The 21,967-nt window shown below is 51.1% G+C and carries 13 protein-coding genes; 4 read left to right on the plus strand and 9 right to left on the minus strand.

Annotated features, from left to right (window positions below):
• The first annotated feature begins 3 nt into the window (after positions 1-3).
• Positions 4-780, plus strand: coding sequence for a S1/P1 nuclease (locus tag LHL18_RS02695; RefSeq protein WP_226765653.1), 777 nt, complete (start codon positions 4-6; stop codon positions 778-780).
• Here LHL18_RS02695 and LHL18_RS02700 read toward each other — a convergent pair.
• The 5 genes from LHL18_RS02700 to imuA are packed head-to-tail and all read right to left on the minus strand — an operon-like array spanning position 759 to position 7,588.
• Positions 759-1,880 carry a dienelactone hydrolase family protein gene (locus LHL18_RS02700; RefSeq protein ID WP_226765654.1) on the minus strand — a complete coding sequence of 374 codons (1,122 nt, stop codon included), beginning with the start codon at positions 1,878-1,880 and terminating at the stop codon, positions 759-761. The two genes, LHL18_RS02695 and LHL18_RS02700, sit on opposite strands and share 22 nt — an antisense overlap.
• Complete coding sequence (locus LHL18_RS02705) at positions 1,880-2,425, minus strand: isochorismatase family protein (RefSeq protein ID WP_226765655.1); 546 nt, start codon at positions 2,423-2,425, stop codon at positions 1,880-1,882. Before LHL18_RS02705 ends, LHL18_RS02700 begins: the two co-directional genes overlap by 1 nt.
• A gap of 11 nt (positions 2,426-2,436) precedes the next feature.
• Entirely contained in the window at positions 2,437-5,511 is a 3,075-nt protein-coding gene (locus LHL18_RS02710) for an error-prone DNA polymerase (RefSeq protein ID WP_226765656.1), read from the minus strand.
• 9 nt (positions 5,512-5,520) lie between these two features.
• The gene (locus tag LHL18_RS02715; protein WP_226765657.1) at positions 5,521-6,918 is read right to left on the minus strand and encodes a Y-family DNA polymerase; all 1,398 of its coding nucleotides are present in this window, start codon (positions 6,916-6,918) and stop codon (positions 5,521-5,523) included.
• A gap of 1 nt (position 6,919) precedes the next feature.
• On the minus strand, positions 6,920-7,588 hold the full coding sequence (gene imuA / locus LHL18_RS02720) for a translesion DNA synthesis-associated protein ImuA (protein WP_226765658.1): 669 nt from the start codon (positions 7,586-7,588) through the stop codon (positions 6,920-6,922).
• Between the two features lie 137 nt (positions 7,589-7,725).
• Between imuA and LHL18_RS02725 the strand changes: the two genes are divergently transcribed.
• Positions 7,726-8,034, plus strand: a complete 309-nt coding sequence (locus LHL18_RS02725) for a hypothetical protein (protein ID WP_226765659.1) — start codon at positions 7,726-7,728, stop codon at positions 8,032-8,034.
• On the opposite strand, the gene rlmC is transcribed toward LHL18_RS02725, so the two are convergent.
• Complete coding sequence (gene rlmC, locus LHL18_RS02730; protein ID WP_226765660.1) at positions 8,031-9,176, minus strand: 23S rRNA (uracil(747)-C(5))-methyltransferase RlmC; 1,146 nt, start codon at positions 9,174-9,176, stop codon at positions 8,031-8,033. The genes LHL18_RS02725 and rlmC overlap by 4 nt on opposite strands.
• Positions 9,177-9,243: 67 nt before the next feature.
• On the minus strand, positions 9,244-11,193 hold the full coding sequence (locus LHL18_RS19750) for an alpha/beta hydrolase family protein (protein ID WP_226765661.1): 1,950 nt from the start codon (positions 11,191-11,193) through the stop codon (positions 9,244-9,246).
• 206 nt (positions 11,194-11,399) lie between these two features.
• On the opposite strand from LHL18_RS19750, the gene egtB reads away from it, so the two are divergent.
• Positions 11,400-12,644 carry an ergothioneine biosynthesis protein EgtB gene (gene egtB, locus LHL18_RS02740; protein ID WP_226765662.1) on the plus strand — a complete coding sequence of 415 codons (1,245 nt, stop codon included), beginning with the start codon at positions 11,400-11,402 and terminating at the stop codon, positions 12,642-12,644.
• Complete coding sequence (egtD, locus tag LHL18_RS02745; RefSeq protein WP_226765663.1) at positions 12,644-13,624, plus strand: L-histidine N(alpha)-methyltransferase; 981 nt, start codon at positions 12,644-12,646, stop codon at positions 13,622-13,624. Before egtB ends, egtD begins: the two co-directional genes overlap by 1 nt.
• Positions 13,625-13,641: 17 nt before the next feature.
• Here egtD and pbpC read toward each other — a convergent pair whose 3' ends face one another.
• Together pbpC and LHL18_RS02755 are read right to left on the minus strand one after the other, a co-directional pair.
• Positions 13,642-15,987, minus strand: coding sequence for a penicillin-binding protein 1C (gene pbpC, locus LHL18_RS02750; protein WP_226765664.1), 2,346 nt, complete (start codon positions 15,985-15,987; stop codon positions 13,642-13,644).
• A 39-nt stretch (positions 15,988-16,026) separates the two neighbouring features.
• Positions 16,027-21,873 (minus strand): alpha-2-macroglobulin, encoded by a 5,847-nt coding sequence (locus LHL18_RS02755; RefSeq protein ID WP_226765665.1) that lies wholly within the window; start codon positions 21,871-21,873, stop codon positions 16,027-16,029.
• Between the last annotated feature and the right edge of the window lie 94 nt (positions 21,874-21,967).

Raw genomic sequence — 21,967 nt, forward strand, 5'->3', positions numbered from 1 at the left:
AATATGCGTTTTTTCTGGGCCGTCGTTTTACTGCTCATTAGCAGTCCGCTGTATGCTTTTAGCCAGATGGGGCATCAGCTGGTATGTGAAATAGCTTACCAACAGGTAAGCGACACTACCCGCCAGCAACTGGATATGATGATCAGCAAAAGCCCCTATTCCCATTTCACTAAAGGCTGTAGCTGGGCAGATGAAGTTCGTAACCAGCCTCAGTTTAGCTTCGCGTCAGCACTGCATTACGTTAATTTCCCGCGCTCACATACGCAGGTAACCCAGGCTGACTGCCCACAACAAGGTTGTATTTTGTCAGCCATCAGCCATATGCAGCTAAAGCTGAAGCAAAACCGTGATGACTGGCAGGCACTTTTGTTTCTGGTGCATTTTATTGGTGATTTGCATCAGCCGCTGCATGTAAGTTATGCCGATGATTTAGGTGGCAACCGCACCGCTGTGTATTTTTATGGTTTGCCAAATAACCTGCATGGGGTGTGGGACTTTGCGCTGTTAAAACAATTAGGCTACGAAACAAATAACGCTAAAGCCGATGCACTTAAAAGAGCGTTAAATCGCAGCGAAATACAACAGTGGCAGCAAGGCGATGTGCTCAGCTGGGCGAATGAATCTGCTGCTTTGACACAGCAGATTTATCAACAATATAAGCCAGGCATGTTGCTGGATGACGCTTATGTCAGCCAGTACAGCAGCACCGTCGAGCAAAGGCTGAAACAAGCAGGTGTGCGCCTGGCAATGGTATTAGATCAATTATTTTCCGCCAACTGAGTACGCAGCCACTTATACACCTGTTGCTGCTGCTCAGCGTTAAACTCATGCCCAAGTTCAGGATACACTGTGGTGCTGAGCTTATCTGCCGCACCATAAGCCTGCCACACCTGTTGCATCTTACGATAAGAAGCCTCTACGCCAGCCAGTGGCATTAGCGTGTCTTTACCGCCATTGATAAATAACATTGCTTTAGGCGCTGCCAGGCTGGCGATATCCGGAATATCCATTTTGTCTGCAATACCCGGATGTAACATATAAAACGCTGACTGGCCTCGTAAAATATTATTCCCCGGCTGCATTAAATGCTGATAGTCATTCATCCACGACACCGCTACGGCAGCCTTGATATCATCCGTCAGCGCCGCCAGCTGCCAGGCTTTATAAGCCCCCATCGAGAACCCCAGTACCGCCAGACGCGAGTTATCTGTGTCAGGTAGCTGCTTTGCAAACTGTACCAGACGTAAATCTTCATATGCTGCCATACCGGCAAGTGAGCGACCAAGCAAAAACATATTGCTGGCAAGGGCCTGTTGTGCAGAAAACTCTATCGGGCCACGCTCACTCCAGCCAAAGGTGTCGGCGGCGATAACCAGATAGCCCTGCTTTGCCAGAGCATCACCGACAAAATGACCACTGAAATACTTATCGGCCCATTGCTGAGCAGAGGGTAAACGGCTATCGCCGGCAAAAGGTTTAATCCATTTTTCTTTACCGATATCAAACCGGGCACCGTGATCATGCAGCAACAACACTGCAGGAGCAGGCTTAGTAGTATCAGGCTTTAACACCAGTATCGAAACACGGCTTTGCGCTGTCAGCTGAATTGACCAAAGCTGTGCAGTGTAACCATCACGCGCTTCTGTTTTCAGCAATTGCGGGGAAAATTCAACCGGCTCGTCCGGCCACAGCAACGCCTGACGCAATGTTTGCCTTGCATTACTGCGCCAGGTAGCGATATCGGTAAAGTTACCGCTTTGCCAGCTAAGCGGGTAAGTTTCCAGTTTAAGCTGCTGATAAAAATCAGGCAGTTGCTGATCAATCAGCGAATCGGCTTTAGCCGGCAAGGCTAACAAGAATAATAACAAGTACCAACGCATCAACGGATCCACCCCTTACTGATCTGACGAAAGGTATCAGTGCCACAGCACTGCAGCCATTCAAACGCCAGCATTTCCTTACTGATAATCTGTGCCCCGGCCTGCTGCATCCGGCTAAGGGCCAGTTGCTTGTTTTGCTCTGTACGCGACCCTACGGCCTCAATAACGACAAACACCTGATAGCCTAAATCCAATAAATCGAATACCGATTGCAGCACGCACACATGGGTTTCTGTGCCCAGCACCACGACTTGCTTACGCTCGGCGCAGGCTAAACTGCTGGCAATATGTGGCTCTTTAAGCGCACTAAAATGCATTTTTTGCAGCATTTGTGCCGGCTGAACCAGTTCAGCTAACGCAGGTACCGTCGTGCCAAGCCCTTGTGGGTATTGTTCAGTTGCCCATACCGGCACGTCCAGCTGTATTGCCACCTGCAACACCCAGGCGGCTGCCTGTTCCACTTCTTTATGCTCAAAAATTGCCGGTGATAGCTTCTGCTGCATATCAATCAGCAACACCAGTGAGTGTTCAGCCTTTAGCAACATAAAGGGTCCTGTTAATGAAAATCGCGGGAAGAGGTACTAAGTTCAGCCAAAAGTGCTGATAAGTCAACCAGCTTACCGGCGATAACATGGGTAACCTCGCCTTCGCGCTCTAAAATACCGTCTACCTGTAAAATGCGGGCGGTTAAAAAACTCTTTTGCTGGGCCTGCGCGGTGGCAAGCCACACCAGTACATTAGTAGTGCCGGTTTCATCCTCCAGTGACATAAAAGTTACCCCGGCTGCGGTACCGGGCCTTTGCCGCAATGTGACCAGCCCACTGACCCTTACCGGGCTTTTATGCCGCACCTTGCCAAGCTCTGCCGCCGGCACACTGCGTACCAGCTTACCGGCCTGGCGCAGCAGTGCTACCGGGTGTTGCAACAGGCTAAGTCCGGTGGCTGCATAATCTTCCAGTACATTCTGCACCGGCCCTGGGGGTAATAAATAGGCAGAAGTACTTTCAGCCACCTCTGATCCGGCGCTAAACAACGGCAAACTGTACTGGGTATCCTGCAGTTGCCAGCGGCTGTTATAGCGATCGCCACTGATACTGCTAAGAGCATTGGCACTGGCCAGCGCCTGTAAGTCAGAGCGGCTAAGCCCTAACTGGCGCAGTTGCTGAATATGCCGATAGCCAGCCGCTGGGCGTAGCTTAACCAGCTGCAAAGCACCGGCTTCACTTAAGCCTTTTACCTGCCTGAGCCCAAGCCGGATAGCCTTACCTTGCTGCTGTAGCGTAAAATCCCAGTCTGAGGCATTTATACATACCGGTAATACCGTCACGCCGTGGCGACGGATATCCTGCAGCAGCTGCGACGGGCTGTAAAACCCCATCGGGTAGCTATTAAGCAGTGCGGCACAAAATGCAGCCGGATAATAATACTTCAGCCAGGCTGACACATAAGCCAGCACCGCAAAACTGGCTGAATGCGACTCGGGAAAACCATACTCACCAAAACCGCAAATTTGCTGATAAATGCGCTCGGCATACTCTTTGGCGTAACCACGGCTTTGCATGCCATCGATCAGCTTGTGCTTAAACTGCAACAGCTCACCGGTCTTTTTCCAGCTCGCCATCGCCCGGCGTAACTGGTCAGCTTCGCCACCACTGAACCCGGCGGCGACCATCGCCAGCTGAATCACCTGCTCCTGAAAAATCGGTACCCCCAGTGTGCGGCTAAGTACACCCTTGACCTCTTCTGACGGATACTCAACCGCTTCCTCGCCATGTCTTCGTTTAAGGTACGGGTGCACCATGTCGCCCTGAATAGGCCCCGGCCGCACTATTGCGATCTGGATCACTAAATCATAGTAATTCCTCGGCCGTAACCTTGGCAGCATGCTCATTTGGGCCCGCGACTCAATCTGAAACAAACCAACGGTATCAGCATGCTGAATCATCTGATACACCGCCGGGTCATCACCCAAAACACTGATGCCGGCGATACTCAAGTCATGCTGAAAATGCTGCTTTACCAGCGCAAAACATTTACGGATAGCGGTCAACATGCCCAGTGCCAGCACATCTACTTTGAGCAGCTTCATCGTTTCCAGATCGTCTTTATCCCACTGGATCACGGTTCTGTCGGCCATAGCGGCATTTTCTACCGGCACTAGCTCATACAAAGGCCCCTGCGAAATCACGAAGCCGCCAACATGCTGCGACAAATGCCGCGGAAAGCCGCGCAACTGTTCAACCAGCTGTACCAATTGCTGTGTGGTCTCGCTGTCTGTATCAAGCCCCAGTGTGGTCAGCTGCTGCTGCCAACTCAGCGCTGGGTCACGCCGCTGAATATTTTTTACCAGAAAATCCAGCTGGCTAACCGGTAAGCCCAGGGCTTTACCAACGTCACGTAGCGCACTTTTAAAGCGGTAGCTGATGACTGTTGCGGCCAGTGCTGCCCGCTCACGGCCATACTTGCTGTAAAGATACTGAATAACCTCTTCGCGCCTTTCATGTTCAAAATCGACATCAATATCTGGCGGTTCATCACGCTCTTTTGACAAGAAACGCTCAAACAGCACCTGGATTTTTGCCGGGTCAACCGCGGTTATCTGCAAGCAATAACACACAACCGAGTTGGCCGCCGAGCCCCGGCCCTGATATAAAATGTGCTGCTTGCGGGCAAACTGCACCAGATCATAAATAGTTAAAAAGAAATACTCGTACTTAAGCTCAGTAATAAGTGCCATTTCTTTATCGATAATGGCCTGTATCCGTTCAGGCACCCCATCAGGGAATCTGAGCTTTGCCCCGCTACTGACCAGCTTTGCCAGATAACTGCTGGCGGTTTCGCCTTCAGGCACCAGTTCACTGGGGTACTGGTATTTCAGCTCATCGAGGGAAAAACTGCAGCGGTTGGCAATCAGGCAGCTTTGCTCCAGCCAGTCTGCAGCAAACAATTTTTGCAGCTTACTAATGCTTCGCAAGGCCCGTTCGGTATTACTGAGTAAATGCCGCCCCAGCTCAGCGATAGGCTTGCCGGCTTTAATCGCGCTTAGGCAGTGCTGCAATGCCAGCCGCTCTGGCGTATGCATCAGCACAGCACCGCAGCACATCTGTGGCAGCTGACATTGCTGCGCCAGTTGCTGGCAGTAAGCATGAAAGGCGGCTTCGTTGTGGTTAAGCTCACGCCGCATTGCCAGCCATAAACGCCCTGTATGATATTTCTGCAGCCAGTTGGCCCAGTGTGCATCGCTATCGGCATCGCCATCCGGCAACCACAGCAGTAAACAATGCCGGATTGACATTAAATCCCACTCGGTCAGCTGATAGTTGCCTTTGCTGCTGCGCCGGCGGGCATTAGTGATGACCCGGCACAATTCACTGTAGGCTTGTTTATCCGGGCACAGCAGTACCAGTTGCAGTTTATCCAGCCGCAAATAACTGCCAATAATCAGTTTAATCGCCAGTTGCTGCTCATTGATATGGCGATAAGCCCTCACCACACCGGCAACAGAACACTCGTCTGTCAGCGCCAGCGCGCTATAACCCAGTTCAGCTGCCTGCTGTACCAGCTCTTGCGGGCTGGACGCGCCTTGCAAAAAACTAAAGTGGCTCTGACAAAACAACTCCGCGTAGTTCATATTACCCCGTCAGGAAAACATGCCCTGCACAAACCAGCGCTGCTCTGCTGTGCGGTATAACCATAGCCATTGCCCCTGGCGGTTACGGCCAATAAAGTAATCCCGCTGTAGCTGTGGTTGCCAGCGATTGATGCAAAACCGCTCCGGGCCGCTGTTCAGTTCAACCTGTTCGGTCAATGCGATGGCAGACTGAAATAAAAACGCTGGCCTGACAGCCAGAGCGGGCACCTCATTGTTCACAGTGCTAAAAGGCAGGGGCCGGCCACTGGCCTGCTCGGGTAAATGCTGATTTTGCAACGACAAACCACTGACAGCAGCACGGCCCAGCCGGGCCTGCAGCACAGAGGTAAGCTGCAAGGCAGACATAGCGCCCTGTACCGGTTGAAACAAGGTATTACTATCCGGGCGCTGCGGTGCAAAGCGCGGTACGTCAAGCTTTATGCCGGACGCGGGCTCAGTCAGGCGCACAGTTTCCAGCTTAAGTTGGCACAACCGCAGCCACTGCGCAGCCCGGTATTCCCCCTGCACCGAGCTGATGATTACCGTCAACGCTTTCTGAGTACGAAAGCGTATTTCCAGCAGCAACTGATGGCATAGAGCATCAGCGCGCTTAAGCTGCTGCTCAAGCTGCTGCAGCAGTAACTTAAGCGGTGTAGTAAGCACAGCGGTGTCAATGATGTCATAAAGCAGCTCAAGTGTGCTGCTAAAGCCCTGCTGCGGCTGAATATAGTCTAAGGCATGATAAAACTCGCCGCGCAGCCGGCCAAGATAACTGAGCAAACCATGCTCAAAGCGCCGGGCAAGCTCTGCTTGTGACAACGCCATCACCTGCCCCAATTGCTGTAATCCCAAGCGCTGCAGTTGCTGTTGTATGTCAGGGCTTAAATCTGTAAATCTGAGCGGGCTGCGCTGTAATTGTGCCAGCAGAGCTTCGCCATCGCTGCTGATAAGATTCAGCTGTTGCCGGGCCAGACATTTAGCCGCCAAAGGTGTGTTGCCGGTTGCATAAAAGTAACGGTAAGGCATTGCAGACAACGCCGTCTGTATCCTTTGCCAGTAACTGTCCAGCCCTTGATACAGCCGGAGGATTTGGCATAACCTCAGGTACAGGCCATCAGGCGGATCCAGCGCAATATCAGGGCTTAGTTGATACAGTTGCTGTGCTACAGCGTCTAACAACTCCAGTTGCCGGGTATGCTGATACGGAATAAGCTGCAGATTATGGCACAGCGCCGCTGCGCTACCCAGAGTCATACCAAACTTAATACCCCGCTCGGCACAGAGGCTGTCAAGCTGGATGATACGGTGCTGTTCATCCACCACCGCCAGTGGCAAAGCCGAAGTTGCCGCTATGCTGACGTTATCCAGTTGTAACGCTGGAAACTGCAGGTACAAATATAGCGCCATCTCAGCCAGCCTTGCGCTGTGCCTGCTTTAGCCCGTCATAGCGATAACTGAGCGCCGGCCAGCGGCTTTGCATATCAACCAGAAAAGGGCCGGCAGGCCAGCCGCCTTTGCGTTTATTCACATTCAGTAATACGCCATATGGATGCGCAGCCAGTGTCAGGCTTAAATTCACCGGCAAGCTTAATGCTGCCTGGGGCCGGCGTAATAAGATCAGACTGGCATTGCCTTGCTCAGCTGCCAGTTGCAAGCGCCGGGCCTGTGCCAGCCGCAACAATACCTGCCACAGCAACACAGCGGCCACACAGCCGCTTTGTAAGCATTGCTCTGCCGCCCATAGCGCTTCCTTGTTGTTTTTAACACTAATAACCAACAACTGGGCCAGATTAATCCCCGCGCCCGCCAGCATATCGGCGCAGGGATCAGCCGGGGGAGAAATCATCACCAGCAAACGCCCATCCTGGTGTTGCTGCTGTAAATAGGGTAGCAACAACCGCAGTTCACCTATGCCCTGCTCGGTCTGAATTTCAATCAGGCCGTTTGCCGGTAAGCCACCCGCCAATTGCTTATCTAATTCCGCATAACCGGATGCTACCGCCTGATACGCGGCCTGCTGGCTGTTGCCATGCCACAGCAACTGGCGCCGGGTTAATTGCTCAAGTAATGCAGACATACCCACCTCAAATACTGTACATTGATACAGTATATAGCAACAATTTCCGGATGCAAGGCAAAGCCTGTCCGGCCAGTTAAGCTGCAGTTAAGCTGCAACTGTTACAACTTAGCTATGCACACAAAAAGGTAAACGATATGAACAAGATATTAGTAACCTGTAGCCTTGTTTTACTTATCAGTCAGCCGCTGATGGCCGCACCGGATAAAGACAAACCTTTACCGCCGGGGTTAGCAAAAAAAGTGGCACAGGGTAAGCCGCTGCCTCCGGGTTGGCAGAAAAAACTGGCACCCGGCCAGTTTTTACCGGATGACTACTATCGTCGTGGCGTTGTGTTGGGCAGACCCAATTCCGACGGTATTATCAGTATTCAGATAGAAGGCACTGTAGTGGAGCTGTTTGAACACAGCCGGGAAATTGTGCGTATTCTTGAAGGCAGGCGCTAAGCCTGTTTCGCCAACAGAGTCAGTACTTCATAGTGGCTACTGTGAGCAAACATATCAAATAGCTGTACTTTTATTAACCGGTATTGGGAAAGCCTGGCTAAATCCTGCGCCAGGCTGTCAGCGTTGCAGCTGGAATACAACAACCACTCAGGTGCCAGCCGCTGTATATCCTGGCACAATCCAAGCCCCAAACCGCGTCTTGGCGGGTTTACCACCAGTAAATCCGGCGGTGTTGCTGCCGCCTGCGCAAAAGCGGCAGAATCCAGAGCCTGAAATTTCACATCAGTAAACCCCAGTTCTGCTGCTGATCTGGTCGCACTGGCAATGGCAGCTGGTGCAATCTCAATACCCGTCAGCTGCTGTGCAGGATTTGCCACATGCAAACCAAAGCCACCGACGCCACAAAATAAATCCCAAATTGCGGCAAAGCGGCCATGCTGCAGCTGTAGTTTTGCTGCCCAGTCTGCCGCGGTTTGGTAAAGGCTGGCCGCCATCACCGGCTGGGTTTGAAAAAAGCTTTGTGGCTGTAAATACAATGGCACGGCGTTTAATTGCTCAGCCAGAACACTGTGCTCTGTCAGTACAAATTCTTCCTCCCCTTCCAGTATTGCTGCAGGTTTGGGTTGCAGATTAACGGAGCACACTTCCAGCTCTGGTAGCTGCTGTAATAACCAGGGTAAATGCTTTTGTATTGACGCCAGGCAATTTTTAGAACGCAGTACAAAACGCAGCATAAAGCGGCCACTGTGCAGGCTTTGGCTTAGCAAAATAAACTTCAGCTCACCACGGCGGCTTTCGATGTGATACGGCGTTAAACCAGCACGACTGATAAAGGCTTTACACAGGTTAAAAACCCGCTGAAAAGCTGCCGGATACAGCGGACAGTCAGATAAATCAACGGTTTCGCCCTGACTGTTGATAATTCCCAGCACGGGTTTTGCTAATGAACCAAGCGCAACCATTTTGGCTTTATGGCGAAAGCCCTGCTCACTGCTTGCCACTGCCGGTAACACCTCAAGCGGGGCAAAAGGTGCAAGTAGAGCCGTCAGTTGCTGCTGTTTTAACAGCAACTGCTCAGGGTAAGGTCTATCCAACCAGTGACAGGAAACACAGCGCTTAGCATCAAAATGGGTGCAGTACATAGATTACTCTGTTTATAAACAGAGGCCATTATACTGCATCCGGCTATTTACTAAATGTGCTGCGTTATTACTTTTTCAGATGCTGCTGTAAAAATGCCAGCAGCTGGCGATAGTATAGCTCGCGGTTCTGCGGTGAATAAAAACCATGTGTTTCATCATCAAACTCCAACCACTGGTACGGTTTACCCGCTTCATCCATCGCTTTTTTTAACCGCAGTGCATGCTCAATCGGCGCCCTGTCATCAAGCTTACCGTGAGCAATCAGCACAGCAGCTTTGAGCTTGCCCACCTGGTTCACCGGCGAATATAAATCAAGCTGCGCGTTATCAGTGCCAAGCACATGATCAAGAAAAGCAATACCAAAAGACTTCAGCGGCACATCGCCTTCAGACTTCATAATATTCAAATCATATACCCCGGCTACGCCAACAGCACAGCGGAATAAGTCTGGCGCCAGCGTGGCCGATTGCAGCGCTGAGTAGCCGCCAAAGCTTGTGCCGATAATGCAAATATTGTCAGCGTCAGCCATACCAGATGAAATGGCCCACTCTGTGCCAGCGATAATATCGCGTTGTATTGCATCTCCCCATTGTTGGTAACCAGCCTGTAAAAAAACCTCACCATAACCAGGAGAGCCACGGTAGTTTATCTGTAAAACAGAATAACCCGCATTAGCTAATAACTGGACTTCCGGATCAAATCCCCAGGTGTCCCGGATAATATGAGGGCCGCCATGCACGTTGACCACCAGCGGTTTTTTGCTGCCTGACGTTTTAGCTGGCGTAAAGTAACCGTGAATCATCTGCTTATCAAAAGACGGGAAAGAGACAGGCTGGGTCGATGCCAGCTTTACATCAGCTAAATCCGGCATCTGCTCGAACAAACGGGTAATGGCTTTTTTATTAGCATCATATAAATAGTAAGCACCCGGATTGATATCTGAGTAACTGAGTACTACCCAAAAAGCACTGTCAGCTGTTTTACTGGTGATATGCAACGCGTCACCGGCGAACGTTTGTAACAATTGCTTGAACAGCTTGGCTTCAGCATATTGGTCAGAAAAAAGCGCATAACCGGGCCGGCCATCATCAAGTTTAAACGCAAAAACTTCATTGCCATCTTTGGTTACTTCAACGCTACTAATATCTACTTTACTGTCGGTGAATACCGGACGGTAAGAAAAGTCTGCCAGCTTCAGTTCAAATAGGCCGGTTTTATCCTGCTGATAATTATCAAGCACCAGTACACCATCACCGGTATCATTCACCGCAACCGGATGAAAGCGGTTGCCAAACTTTTCTTTGGGTACCTCAGACCAGTCTTTTGTCTTAGTGTTATAGCGATAAACTGCCCTTTGGCTTTTATTGTCTACACTAAAAGCTAAAACTAAATCACCGTTGGCATCGGTCAGAAAGTTACTGTGTGGTGCAGGCGCGTGCGCGACTTTGCGGGTTTTTCCGCTATACACATCGAGTGACAACAGCTCGGGCACAATATTGCCATCACTGCCCCAGCGTGTGCTGGAGATCAGAATCTTCCTTTTATCATCACGCAGCACATCCACAATCTCAGCCCAACCTTGTGTTGCTTCGCGTGCTTTAATATTGCTGCCGGTCTGGCGTTCTGCCGCTGAATAACCATAAATCATGTCACCTTTTCTGCCATTCCAGTTAACCGCAAATAACTCACCGTAATATTTTGGTTCCTTACTCCAACGGTTCGACTTAACCATCTTAATGACCAGGCGCTCATTATTTACCCAAAGGTACTGCCCCACTTCGTAATCATCGTCAAAGCGGATAACGTTTACCATCTTGTGCCCGGCACGGTCGACTATACCCAGCGCTTTTTTCTTTTCAACATTAATAACCACCGCCAGAAACTTACCGTCGGGTGAGATTTTTACATCACTAAAAGCTGCTGCTTTACTGAATTCAACCACCATGTCCTTTTCTGCAGCCAGACAACTGCCGGTGATTGTCAGACAAAATACGACCAACAACCGAATAAATTGCACATACATCCTTATTTCCACCTTCCATCAACCTTAAACAACAAGAGATTACATTTACAGAAATACAATAACAACAAAGACATAATACAAATTAACAATTATCTGTTTATCTATGCTTATTTTTTTACTGCCACAACATAAAACTGTCATCCGGCACTGCCACTCTTTCACTGCTAGACTGATATGACCGGACTACATCAGGGAGTAAAATGACGTCATCAGCTGAAAAGTGGTATCAACAGGTTCGCCAGCAAACACTGGCACTGACAGAAGACCTGTCAGCTGAGGATATGGTGGTGCAGTCGATGCCGGATGCCAGCCCGGCGAAGTGGCACCTGGCGCATACCAGCTGGTTTTTTGAACACTTTATTCTGCAGCCCTATTTCCAGAATTATCAATGCTTTAACCATCATTACCAATATCTGTTTAATTCCTATTACGACACAGTAGGCAGCCGTCATGCCAGGCCACAACGCGGCTTACTAAGCCGCCCGCCACTGTCAGATATCATGCAGTATCGACAACATGTAGATAGTCATATCAGCATATTACTGCGCCAGCAGCATCCTGCGATAACCGACTTACTCACGATAGGCTTGCACCATGAAATGCAACATCAGGAGTTACTGCTAACCGATATTCTGCACCTGCTATCTCATAATCCGCTGGCTCCGGCGCTATTAGCTGCTCAAAGTCAGCCAAGCCTCAATGCTGCCGCTGCTGTCAGCATGATCTGTTTTGATGGCGGTATGGCTGAGATCGGTGCCGAAGCAGGGAGTTTTAGCTATGACTGTGAAAACCCCAGACACAGCGTGTATCTGGCACCTTTTAAGCTGGCACACCGGCCGGTGACTAACGCAGAGTGGCAGGATTTTATCAGTGATGGTGGTTATCAAAACCCTTTGCTTTGGCTTTCTGACGGCTGGCATTACTGCCAGAGTGCCAACTGGCAAGCCCCCTTGTACTGGCGCAACCTTGATCAGCAATGGCACAGCTTTGGTTTCAGTGGTAATCAGCCGTTGCTGCCGTCTGCACCGGTTTGCCATATCAGCTACTACGAAGCAGATGCCTATGCCCGCTGGGCCGGCAAGCGGCTGCCGCGCGAACAGGAGTGGGAATATGCCACCAACTTAACTCAACCCCCTCTGCAGCAGGCTAACTTTCTCGAACAGCATATCTGGCAACCTACGGCCTGCAGCTCTCAGCCGAACATGGAGAAACTGTTTGGCGATGTGTGGGAGTGGTGTCAAAGCCCTTATAGCGCTTACCCCGGTTTTAAACCGGCACAAGGTGCTTTGGCTGAGTACAACGGCAAATTTATGGCCAATCAATTTGTATTACGTGGTGGTTCATGCGTCTCAGCACGGCAACAGCTGCGTAGCAGCTACCGTAATTTCTTTCACCCTCAACAGCGCTGGCAGTTTAGCGGCATCCGATTAGCGGAGGATCAATAATGCAAAATGCCTTACCTTTAACCGCCACTGAGCACAGCCTGCCAGTATTTGACTATCTGGTAGACCGGGACTTTGCCAGCGATGTTCTGGCGGGTTTATCGCAGCAGCAGAAACAGCTGCAGCCAAAATACTTTTACGATCAGCAAGGTTCACGTTATTTCGACCAGATCTGCGCGTTAAAAGAATATTACCCGTATCAGACCGAGCTGGCTTTACTGCCCAAAGTTGCGCAGGATCTGGCACAACGTTTTACCGGTGATAGCCTGATCGTCGAGTTTGGTGCCGGCTCGCTTGTCAAAGTTAAGCCACTGCTACAGGCTCTGCCGGGTATCCGTCAGTTTGTGCCAATCGATATCAGCGGAGAGCATCTGGCACTGGCATGTCAGCAATTACAACGCGATTTTCCGGCGGTGGCTGTCTCCCCTGTGGTTGGCGATTTTTGCACCACACTCACGCTACCGGTCATGCCGTTGCAACACTGTATAGGCTTTTTCCCGGGTTCAACTATTGGTAACTTCACCCCGGCACAGGCCCGGCAATTTTTATGCAACGCCCGCCAGACACTGGGGCCAGACGGCTGGTTACTGATTGGTGTGGATACAAAAAAATCGCCGGTATATCTGCACCAGGCCTATAACGATGCTGCCGGGATTACCGCCAGGTTTAACCGCAATATTCTGACCCGCATTAACCGGGAGCTGGACGCCGCTTTTCGGCCCGAAACCTTTGAACATTACGCCTTTTATAACGCCGGACAAAGCCGGGTAGAAATGCATCTTGTCAGCACTGAAGAACAGGTTGTTGATGTATTTGGCACTGCGGTGGCCTTCAGTGTCGGTGAGAGCATTCATACTGAAAACTCATACAAATACAGCCCGGATGAATTTATGCAACTGGCGGCGACTGCCGGCTGGCACACCGAGCAACACTGGCTGGCAGATAAGAAATTGTTTGCGACCTACCTGCTGCGAAGCAGTTAAGCCGATTTAACCGGGCCTCAGAGGCTGTCCCGAAGCTGCAGCGATATACTGGCAACCCCACCCAGATCGTCAACGACACGAAGCTGGAAAGTGCCAGCTTCGCCTAGCCAGAACAGGGTTTCGCCCGGCGTCACAGCACCAAGATAGCGGTTATCAATAAACCAGTGCGCCTTGGTCACAGCGCCATCAAAACTGGCCTGTAATGCTATTTGCCGCTGTTGTGCCGTTTGACCAAGCTGATAAATCAAAGACGGTTGCGGCGAACGGATTTGTGGCGGTTGAACGGACAGCATCGGTACACCGCTGCACGCTTGCTGATATCGCGGCGCAGTACTTAATACAATACCCGCCTGCGAGAAGGCAGAGGCAATATCCGACGGCCAAAACTCATACACCTTAAGCTCAGTTTGCGGCGGCTGATGCTGGCAGGCTCGCAGGCCGGTTGCTTTATATACCGGTACAGCGCGATGGACATCAGACATACGGATAGGCGACACACCAGGAATAAACCAGCCTTCACGCGTATGCGGACAGTATTTATTCGGCAAGTCGCCACTGCGGCTGCACAAAGCGACTTTTTTTAAATTAAGATCGGCTGCCGGCGTAAATAACGCCGTCTCAGTGTCTGCTTGTTGCGGCAATAACGCGAGCAGTTCAAACAATAATGGCCCGGCGGCGCTGCGACCGATTAAATTCGGATTACTGCTGCCATCGAAATTACCCAGCCATACTGCCAGTACATAATCGCCGCGCAAAGCAATAGCCCAGGCATCCCGAAACGCATAGGAAGTACCGGTTTTCCACGCCACTGGTGCAGTGTCGGTAAGCTGTTGCAGCAACACCGATTGTGGTTTTGGGTGCTGGCGCAGCATATCCAGCGTTAAAAAAGCCGCTTCCGGTGTCAGCGCCGGTTTAGCGGGTTGTGGTTCGCTATCGGCAAGCCACTGCAGCGCCTGCCAGTTACCACCATTGCCCAGCATGGCGTACAGCTGTACCAATTGCTGCATACTCAGCTCCATGCCACCAAGTACCAGTGCCAGGCCGTAATACTCGGCACTGTGTGGTAAGGGTACGCCCGCTGAAGCAAGCCACTGATAGAAATCCGGCGCCGTTAAACCCGCCTGCAGTTGCACTGCCGGTAAATTACGGCTGTTGATTAACGCTTCGGTTGCACTGACCGGACCGGCAAACTGACGGTCAAAGTTTTCCGGATTAAAGCTGCCAAAACGCCTGGGCAAGTCGTTAACTAAACTTAGCGGATGAATAAGCCCCTGTTGCAGTGCCAGTGCGTACACAAAAGGTTTCAGTGCAGAGCCCGGCGAGCGCGGCGCTGTCACACCATCAACCTGGCCGGCAATAGCAACGTCATTGAAATCCGCCGAACCAAGCCAGCCGATAATTTGCATCGTGCTACGTTTAATCAGCAATGCACTGGCATTATTGAACCCTTTGTCGCTATTACGGCGTAAATAGCGGCTAAGCTGGTGCTGCATCGCCTGCTGAGTATCTGCCTGCAGACTGGTGTAAAACCGGCCCTGTAGCTCGCCCTGTGCCTGAAGCTGATTAATAAAATGCGCTGCAGCAAAAGGCAGGTCTGTGCGGTGTAAAAACGTCAGCGGCAGTGCCAGCCGTGCTGCGCTGACTTGCTGCTGAGGATAATGCTGTAACCACAATGACAGCAAACGCTGACGGGCCAGCTCAAGCTGCTGCTCGCCTTTTTTTGTCAGTGGGCTTCGCAGATTCGGATTTTGCGGAATGACACTTAATGCCAGCGCCTGCTGCACAGTCAGATCTTTGGCTTCTTTTCCGAAGTAAATCAGGCTGGCAGCCGCTACACCTTCAATATTGCCGCCATAAGGTGCGTAATTAAAATAAGCTTCTAAAATCTCTTCTTTGCTGTAGTGCCACTCCAGATACAGCGCCAGTAACAACTGCTGCAACTTACCCGCGAAGTGGCTGGTATCAAGTGCAAAGCGCAGCCGGGCCAGCTGCATACTTAACGTAGATGCACCCTGGCGTCTGCCGCCTTTTAGCACACTTTGCCAAAACGCCCGGCCTATAGCTGGCAAATCAACGCCTGGATGCTGGTAAAAGCGGCGGTCTTCATACAACAGTGTGGCCTGTTGCATAGAGGGTGCGATGTCTGACAGCGGCACCTTTAAGCGATAACGCTGATCAGCAGCCAGCCGCAGGCTAAGCAAGGAGCCATCGGCAGCAAAATAGGCACCGGACTGCTGATATTGCGGATATAACGCCGGTGCTGGCAGCAAAGACAGCAGCAAAAATGCAACCGTCAGCATCAGTAACAGCGCCAGAGCGGCATACTTCAGCATTTTCTTTAGCGCTTTAGCGTTGAACATCATATTTCTGCCGCTACGTTTTAACACTGCTTGCTTTATCCATTACGGCGAAGCGGGCTCAACCACAAAGCGCCCGGCCGCAGTACTGGTAAATACAGTACGATCATACATAGACTCTGCTGACGCGGTTGGCAGCATAAAATCACCGGCAGCCGTTACTTTTACCTTGTACTGTAGTTCCGTCAGCTGTGGGCCAAAGCCAGCATAGTAAACAATACGGTCTTCACGGATATCCACATAATCAGCCCGCCAACGTCCCTGCTGGCGTGGCACTGAGCTGCGTACCACCGAAAAGCCTGCCGGTAACAAATCAACTACTGCGATATTGTTATGCCAGCTGTCGGTTAAACTGCGAAGACGCAGCCGTACTGTCAGCTCATCGCCCTGTCTGGCCTGAGTTACCACCTTGCCTTCTGCATTGAGATAATCACGCACTATTTCCAGCTGGTTCGCTACCGCTTGAGTAGCAGGTTGTTTGGCAAAACCCGCTTCGCTTAACGCATAAAACAGTTGCTCATTGCTTTCAATTAAGATTTTCTCAGCAGCTGCGGTAAAGTGAGCAACAGGCGTTGCACTGCTATTATCGGCCGGTGCCAGCTCTGAGCGGTTGCCCTGCCCGTCCAGTTGATAAAACGTCACCTGTCCTTCGCTGCTACCGTTTTGCAGCTGGCCGTAGGCTGACAACGCCAGTACAGAGTAAGCTGCGGCTATAGTGTTGTACTGGCCGCTGAATACCGGCTGCAACAACTGTAAGATCTGTTCACCATCCAATGCTTTAGCGCGCTGTGGAAAATGCTGCGATAACAGATAAACATATTGTGCATCCAAGCTCAGTTGCGACTGAAACGACGGGTTGGCAAATGCAGGTAGCGGTGCGCTGCTGCGCGCCAGATAGCCTGATTGCAGCACCGACACCTTACCCAGCCGGTAACCGGATAACAGCCCCTGAGCCAGTTCAGGCTTTTGCAGCAACTGATAGCTGGCGGCCATATAAATAGCAGCCAGATCATTTTGCCACGCTTGTTTATGTTGTTTTTCTAACCGCTCATGCAGCTCGGTCAGATAATTGGTAGTCACTTCACCGCTACGGGTCAGCAGGTAAATAGCATTGGCCCTTAGCCGCGCCTGATAAAGGTTAGCACCACTTAATCTCGCCACCCCGCGCAAATACTCCAGCCCCTGCTGATACAGATAATCCGGCACGGCTAAGCCCTGCTCACGTGCGGCCAGTAAAAAGTGCATCACATAAATGCTCGGGAAATCAGCGCTACTGTAACCGCCGGGCCAAAAACTGAAGCCGCCGTCACTTTGCTGCCGCTGCGCCAGTTTCTGAATTAACACGGCAAATTTGTCGTTAAGTGCAGGCCACTGCGCCTGATAGCTTTTTTGCTGCACCAGGCCAATCCACGGGAATACCTGAGACACAACCTGCTCGGTACAGCCATGCGGATATTGCTCCAGATAGCGGGTAAAGCTCTCTGCCAATACCAGCGGGTTGGCAGATGCACTGACAGATAGCTCAGCAAATTGCGGATATAGCGGATAACGGGTATTGAGCCGCACAGGGCCTTTGTCGGCAAAACCGGCCTGTAACGTACTCTCATAACTGCTGGCCGGGCGGATGCTCAGGCTTACACTGCGGTTGGCGACTTCCTGCAGGTTGCCCTGCTGATAACTTGCCGTAAAACTCATGCTGGCCTCGCCCGGTACTTCACCCGCTTTTACTCTGAAGCGGGCAATCTGCTCACTGTTTTCACTGATAGACAATTGCTGCTGTAACGGGCTGACAGCGGTTATGGTATCCGGCAGCGCAAGTGATACCTTGATGCTGGCATTGTTACCTGAGCCCTTTAAACCATTGGCCACTGCCACGCTGACATCAAATTCATCACCCGGCGCTGCACTTTGCAGCACATCCGGTGTGAGCACAAAGGGCCCGCGCACACGCAAGTCTTTACTGGTCGCGCCCAAGGCATCATCGCCAACTGCGATAGCCATCACTTTCACGTTACCGCTGAAGCTGGCAGGCAGAGTTACCTCGGTTGTGGCAAGCTCGGCGGAAGCGCTGAGTTTACCCAGCCAGAATACGCCAGGTTGATCAGCACGGCGGGCAAAGGGGTTAAGGTTTTTATTCAGCATCATGGCTGCTGCCAGCGCACGACGTTCAGTATCGCCACCGACACCGGCTAACTGGCGCTGCAGCGCACTGAACTCTGGCAGCAGTAAATCAAGCATTTGCATACTACGTACCTGCAGCGCACGTTTTTGTAAGTAATGTGACAATGGGTCCGGTAAGTCATAAGCTGCTACCTGTAAAATGCCCTCGTCAACGCCGTACAATAATAAGTCTGCCGCGTGATTTGTTTTATACCCTAGTGTAAAGGCTTTACCCGGCCGTACTTCTTGCGGCACGACCAGGCTTATATCCAATTGACGTTTACTGCGGTCGATATTAAACGGCACCACCGCATAGCTAAGCGGGCTGACAAACAAAGCGTCTGAGTCACTGCCGCGCACAAAGCTGACATTGATATAAGCATTGCCTTCAATACCTTCTGGCAGCTTAATGCGCTGAATACTGCTGGTTGTACTGGCGGTGAACCAGCTAAAAGCATGTACCTTATTGCTTTCGATACTGATTAAACCGCTACCGGTGTATGGCGCGGTAATATTCAGCTCTATCCAGTCTCCGGCTTTATAATCGGCCTTATCCAGCTTTACGCTTAACGCGGCGTCTTTTTCCAGCATGGCGCTGATGTTACCGGCACCGGCGACGCTAAAGGCCACTTTACCCAGTAACTGATCGGCCTGGCTAAGCTGCAGTTCAAAATCACCGGCGTCTGTGGTTGGCACTGTATACCGGCTTCCGGTGGCATCAATAGCAAAAGGTGCTTCGTTTAATACCACTTCCTGCACGATACTCTGATACTGATAAGTGCCATCCTTTTGTTTTACCAGGCTTGACACCGGCCGTTTTTCTACCAGTTTCAGTGTCAGCTGCGAAAGCCCGATTTGCTGCAAGCTGTTGTCAATGGCAATAAATTCCAGCTCACGGCTTTGTTGCTTTTTCAGATAATTCAGGCTGCCGTCCGCTTTTACCCCGACTAAAGCACTAAGCGGCGACAACAAGGCACTGCTGACGCTTTTCACGCTGCGACCGCCGCCGCTGTCAAAACCTTCAGTGTGCAACAATAAACGGTAAGTACCGCCACTGTATTGCTCAAGCGGCAATGCAAAACTGGCTTTGCCATCTGCATCGGTCTGCTGCTCAGGCAGCGTCTGTTTTACAGCGGCAGTTTTTATCTGCTCATCCTGCGGCGCTAAAAAACGATACTGCGGGTACTCGTCAAAACCGAAGCTTACCGGCATCAGTTCAAAACGGGCCGTTACCCGCCGCTGCTGCGCCGGTGTGCCGAACAGATTGTCCAACTGCACCCATGCCTGAAGGTTCACCGGTGACAACCAGCCTGGTGCCGTGCCGCCACTCGTCTGGTTAAAACGGCTGCTTATTTTCAGCGTATCAGGCTGAAACTCTTCAACTGAAAAGCTGACCGATCCCAAATAACGTGCAGTATTACCCTTGTTATCCAATAAACTAATGCTGGCATTGTAATCGCCGGTATCGCTGCTTGGCTGCGTATCTAACGTAAAGGTATGCAGACCGCGGCCAGTTAAACTGAAGTTTTGCTGATAAAAAGTGGTGCCCCGCGGGCCCTGCACCTGAATTTTCAGCGGCAGCTTCTGTGGCGCTGCGGCTAAATCATTCTGGCGGATAATAGCCGCCAGTTGCACCTGCTCTCCCGGGCGATAGATACCACGGTCACTGAACATATAAGCACTGAGTGCGCTGCTGCTTTGTTCATCCTGATAGCGACCACTGGTGTTAAATTTAGAGTAATCGAGTTGACGGCTGTACCTATCATACGGAATGAAACTGCTGTCTGTTTTACCATCACGGCTATGGCTAACCAGATACACGGTTGGCTGACGCTCACGCTGCATACCACGTGTTTTCGCAAGCTCTACAGTGCCTTGGTTGTTTGTTGTGCCCTCAAGCACAGCGACACCGTTTTTACCCAGTAGCTGTACTTTCGCACCTGCCACCGGTTTACCAGTTGCCAGTGACATTACAAATACCTGCTGGCTGCTGTCGCTGTTATGTTTAACTAACAACCCCAAATCACTGACCAATACAACGCGCTTATCCAGCTGTTCGCCTTCATCCTTTGGCCGCGCCGGATTAAACTCAGATAACTGAATAAAAAACATGCCCATACCGGCTTTTTCCAGATAGGGCTTTAAATCCAGCGCCAGATAATTCGCCTGTTTGGCGTGGCTGTTGGCCAGCGTGAAGGTTTTCTCGTATACGCTACTGATGTTGCTTTCATCAAAGTTATAGTTCTGAAAATATGGCTGGCTGATATCGCCACCGGTTTGGCTGATAAAATGATTCAGCTGATCGGGTAACAGCTTAAACAATCTGGCTCTGACACCCTTTACTCCGCGGCTTAACAGCTGCAGCTTTTGCTCACCGCTTAGTGTCAACAGCGCGCCTTCACCGCTTAACCTGGCTTCTTTCGGATATTGCGGCGCTTGCACGACAGCACGATATTCGCGGCCAAGCACAAAATCACCAGCCGATTTCAAGCCCTCAGGCACACTGACAAACAGGCTGTGGCCCGGCGGTAAATCCAGTTTAATACTAAAGCTGTTATCTGCCGGTTCAGGAGTCGGCATCAGCTCAAATTGCAGCAGGTTACTACGTTGTAATGTATCGCTGGTTACTTCGCCAACTGACCAGTAATAAGAATTACGCCACGAGTGTTTTGGCAGTGCATAGAGTTTCAGCTTATTTTGCAGCTCAGTGCGGCTGATGCGGTCAGTAAGGCTTAGCAGCAACATCTGCTCAGGCTCTAGCTCGGGCGAGCGGACAATATCGGCACGCAGCTCATCTACCTTTAAAAAGCTGCGTTTATCCGGCACCAGCAGTTGTTCGGTTAACGTATTATCCGTCAGCCCGTTGCCATGCTGTGCTTTTACACCTTTTTTCAGCTCAAGCGTCAAATACTGCTCATGCTCGGGTAAGGTTAACGCCTCTGACTGCGCATACAGTTCGCGGCCGGTTTTATCGGCGGTAAGCGTAAATTCAAGCTGAGCAGGTTTAGTGTCGTGGTCACTGCCATCTTCACGCATCACTATAGACAACTTTTGCTTAGCCTGCGCTAAATCAACCGGATGGCTGAAGTTAATTGTGGCCACCACTTGCCGGGTGCCGGGTTCAGCCGGGTGCTGATAAAACCGCAAGCGGTTTACTTCTGCCGTCAACGGCTGACTGATGAACTGATACTGCTGCTGTGCCAGCAGAATATCGCGGGCAAAAATGTCTTTACTGAACGTCACTTCATAGTGCTGGCCAGCCGGCCACGCTTGCTCTGGCATAAATACCAGACTGTTTTCATCCTGCCACAGCCATTTACCTTCGACCTGTGGTTTAAGGCTTACCCCCTCTGTTAACACTTCACCGATAAGATCCAGCCGGGCAGCTGAAAGCTGGGGCGCCGGCATTATTTGTTGGTTATGCCGGCTAAAATCATAACTAAAGCGCAGCGTTACCGGCGTGGGCTGCTCAATATTATCCTGATAGTAACCCAGCTCTGGCCCTTCAATATTGGCTAGCACTTTTAATGGCTTTGGTAATTGCTGGTAGTAATACACGCCCCCTGCTACACCCGCCAGTATTAAAAGCAGCAACAGTGTTATCCCGCTGAATTTTGCCGGTTCCGACCTGGCATAATTGCGTAATTGGCGCAGCCAGTGCGGCGCAGTCCAGTTTACCGAGCCGAACACGGCGTTTAGCAGTTTGCTAAAAGATGATGCAGAGGCAGACATAACCAGTCCTTGTTAACGGGGGTTCCGCCGGCGAGTATAACCGGCGAAAATTAATCACTGATGAACTATAGCATTTTGATCTGGCACACTAAAT

The organism is Rheinheimera aquimaris, assembly GCF_020531985.1.
GTDB classification, from domain to species: domain Bacteria; phylum Pseudomonadota; class Gammaproteobacteria; order Enterobacterales; family Alteromonadaceae; genus Alishewanella; species Alishewanella aquimaris.

Bases quoted from the DNA above. Each gene is read 5' to 3' on its own strand.
- egtD (WP_226765663.1), top strand. From the start codon at position 12,644: ATGCAAAATGCCTTACCTTTAACCGCCACTGAGCACAGCCTGCCAGTA.
- pbpC (WP_226765664.1), bottom strand. From the start codon at position 15,987: ATGATGTTCAACGCTAAAGCGCTAAAGAAAATGCTGAAGTATGCCGCT.
- LHL18_RS02710 (WP_226765656.1), bottom strand. From the start codon at position 5,511: ATGAACTACGCGGAGTTGTTTTGTCAGAGCCACTTTAGTTTTTTGCAA.
- egtB (WP_226765662.1), top strand. From the start codon at position 11,400: ATGACGTCATCAGCTGAAAAGTGGTATCAACAGGTTCGCCAGCAAACA.
- LHL18_RS02725 (WP_226765659.1), top strand. From the start codon at position 7,726: ATGAACAAGATATTAGTAACCTGTAGCCTTGTTTTACTTATCAGTCAG.
- LHL18_RS02715 (WP_226765657.1), bottom strand. From the start codon at position 6,918: ATGGCGCTATATTTGTACCTGCAGTTTCCAGCGTTACAACTGGATAAC.
- LHL18_RS02695 (WP_226765653.1), top strand. From the start codon at position 4: ATGCGTTTTTTCTGGGCCGTCGTTTTACTGCTCATTAGCAGTCCGCTG.
- LHL18_RS02755 (WP_226765665.1), bottom strand. From the start codon at position 21,873: ATGTCTGCCTCTGCATCATCTTTTAGCAAACTGCTAAACGCCGTGTTC.
- LHL18_RS02700 (WP_226765654.1), bottom strand. From the start codon at position 1,880: ATGCGTTGGTACTTGTTATTATTCTTGTTAGCCTTGCCGGCTAAAGCC.
- rlmC (WP_226765660.1), bottom strand. From the start codon at position 9,176: ATGTACTGCACCCATTTTGATGCTAAGCGCTGTGTTTCCTGTCACTGG.
- LHL18_RS02705 (WP_226765655.1), bottom strand. From the start codon at position 2,425: ATGTTGCTAAAGGCTGAACACTCACTGGTGTTGCTGATTGATATGCAG.
- imuA (WP_226765658.1), bottom strand. From the start codon at position 7,588: ATGTCTGCATTACTTGAGCAATTAACCCGGCGCCAGTTGCTGTGGCAT.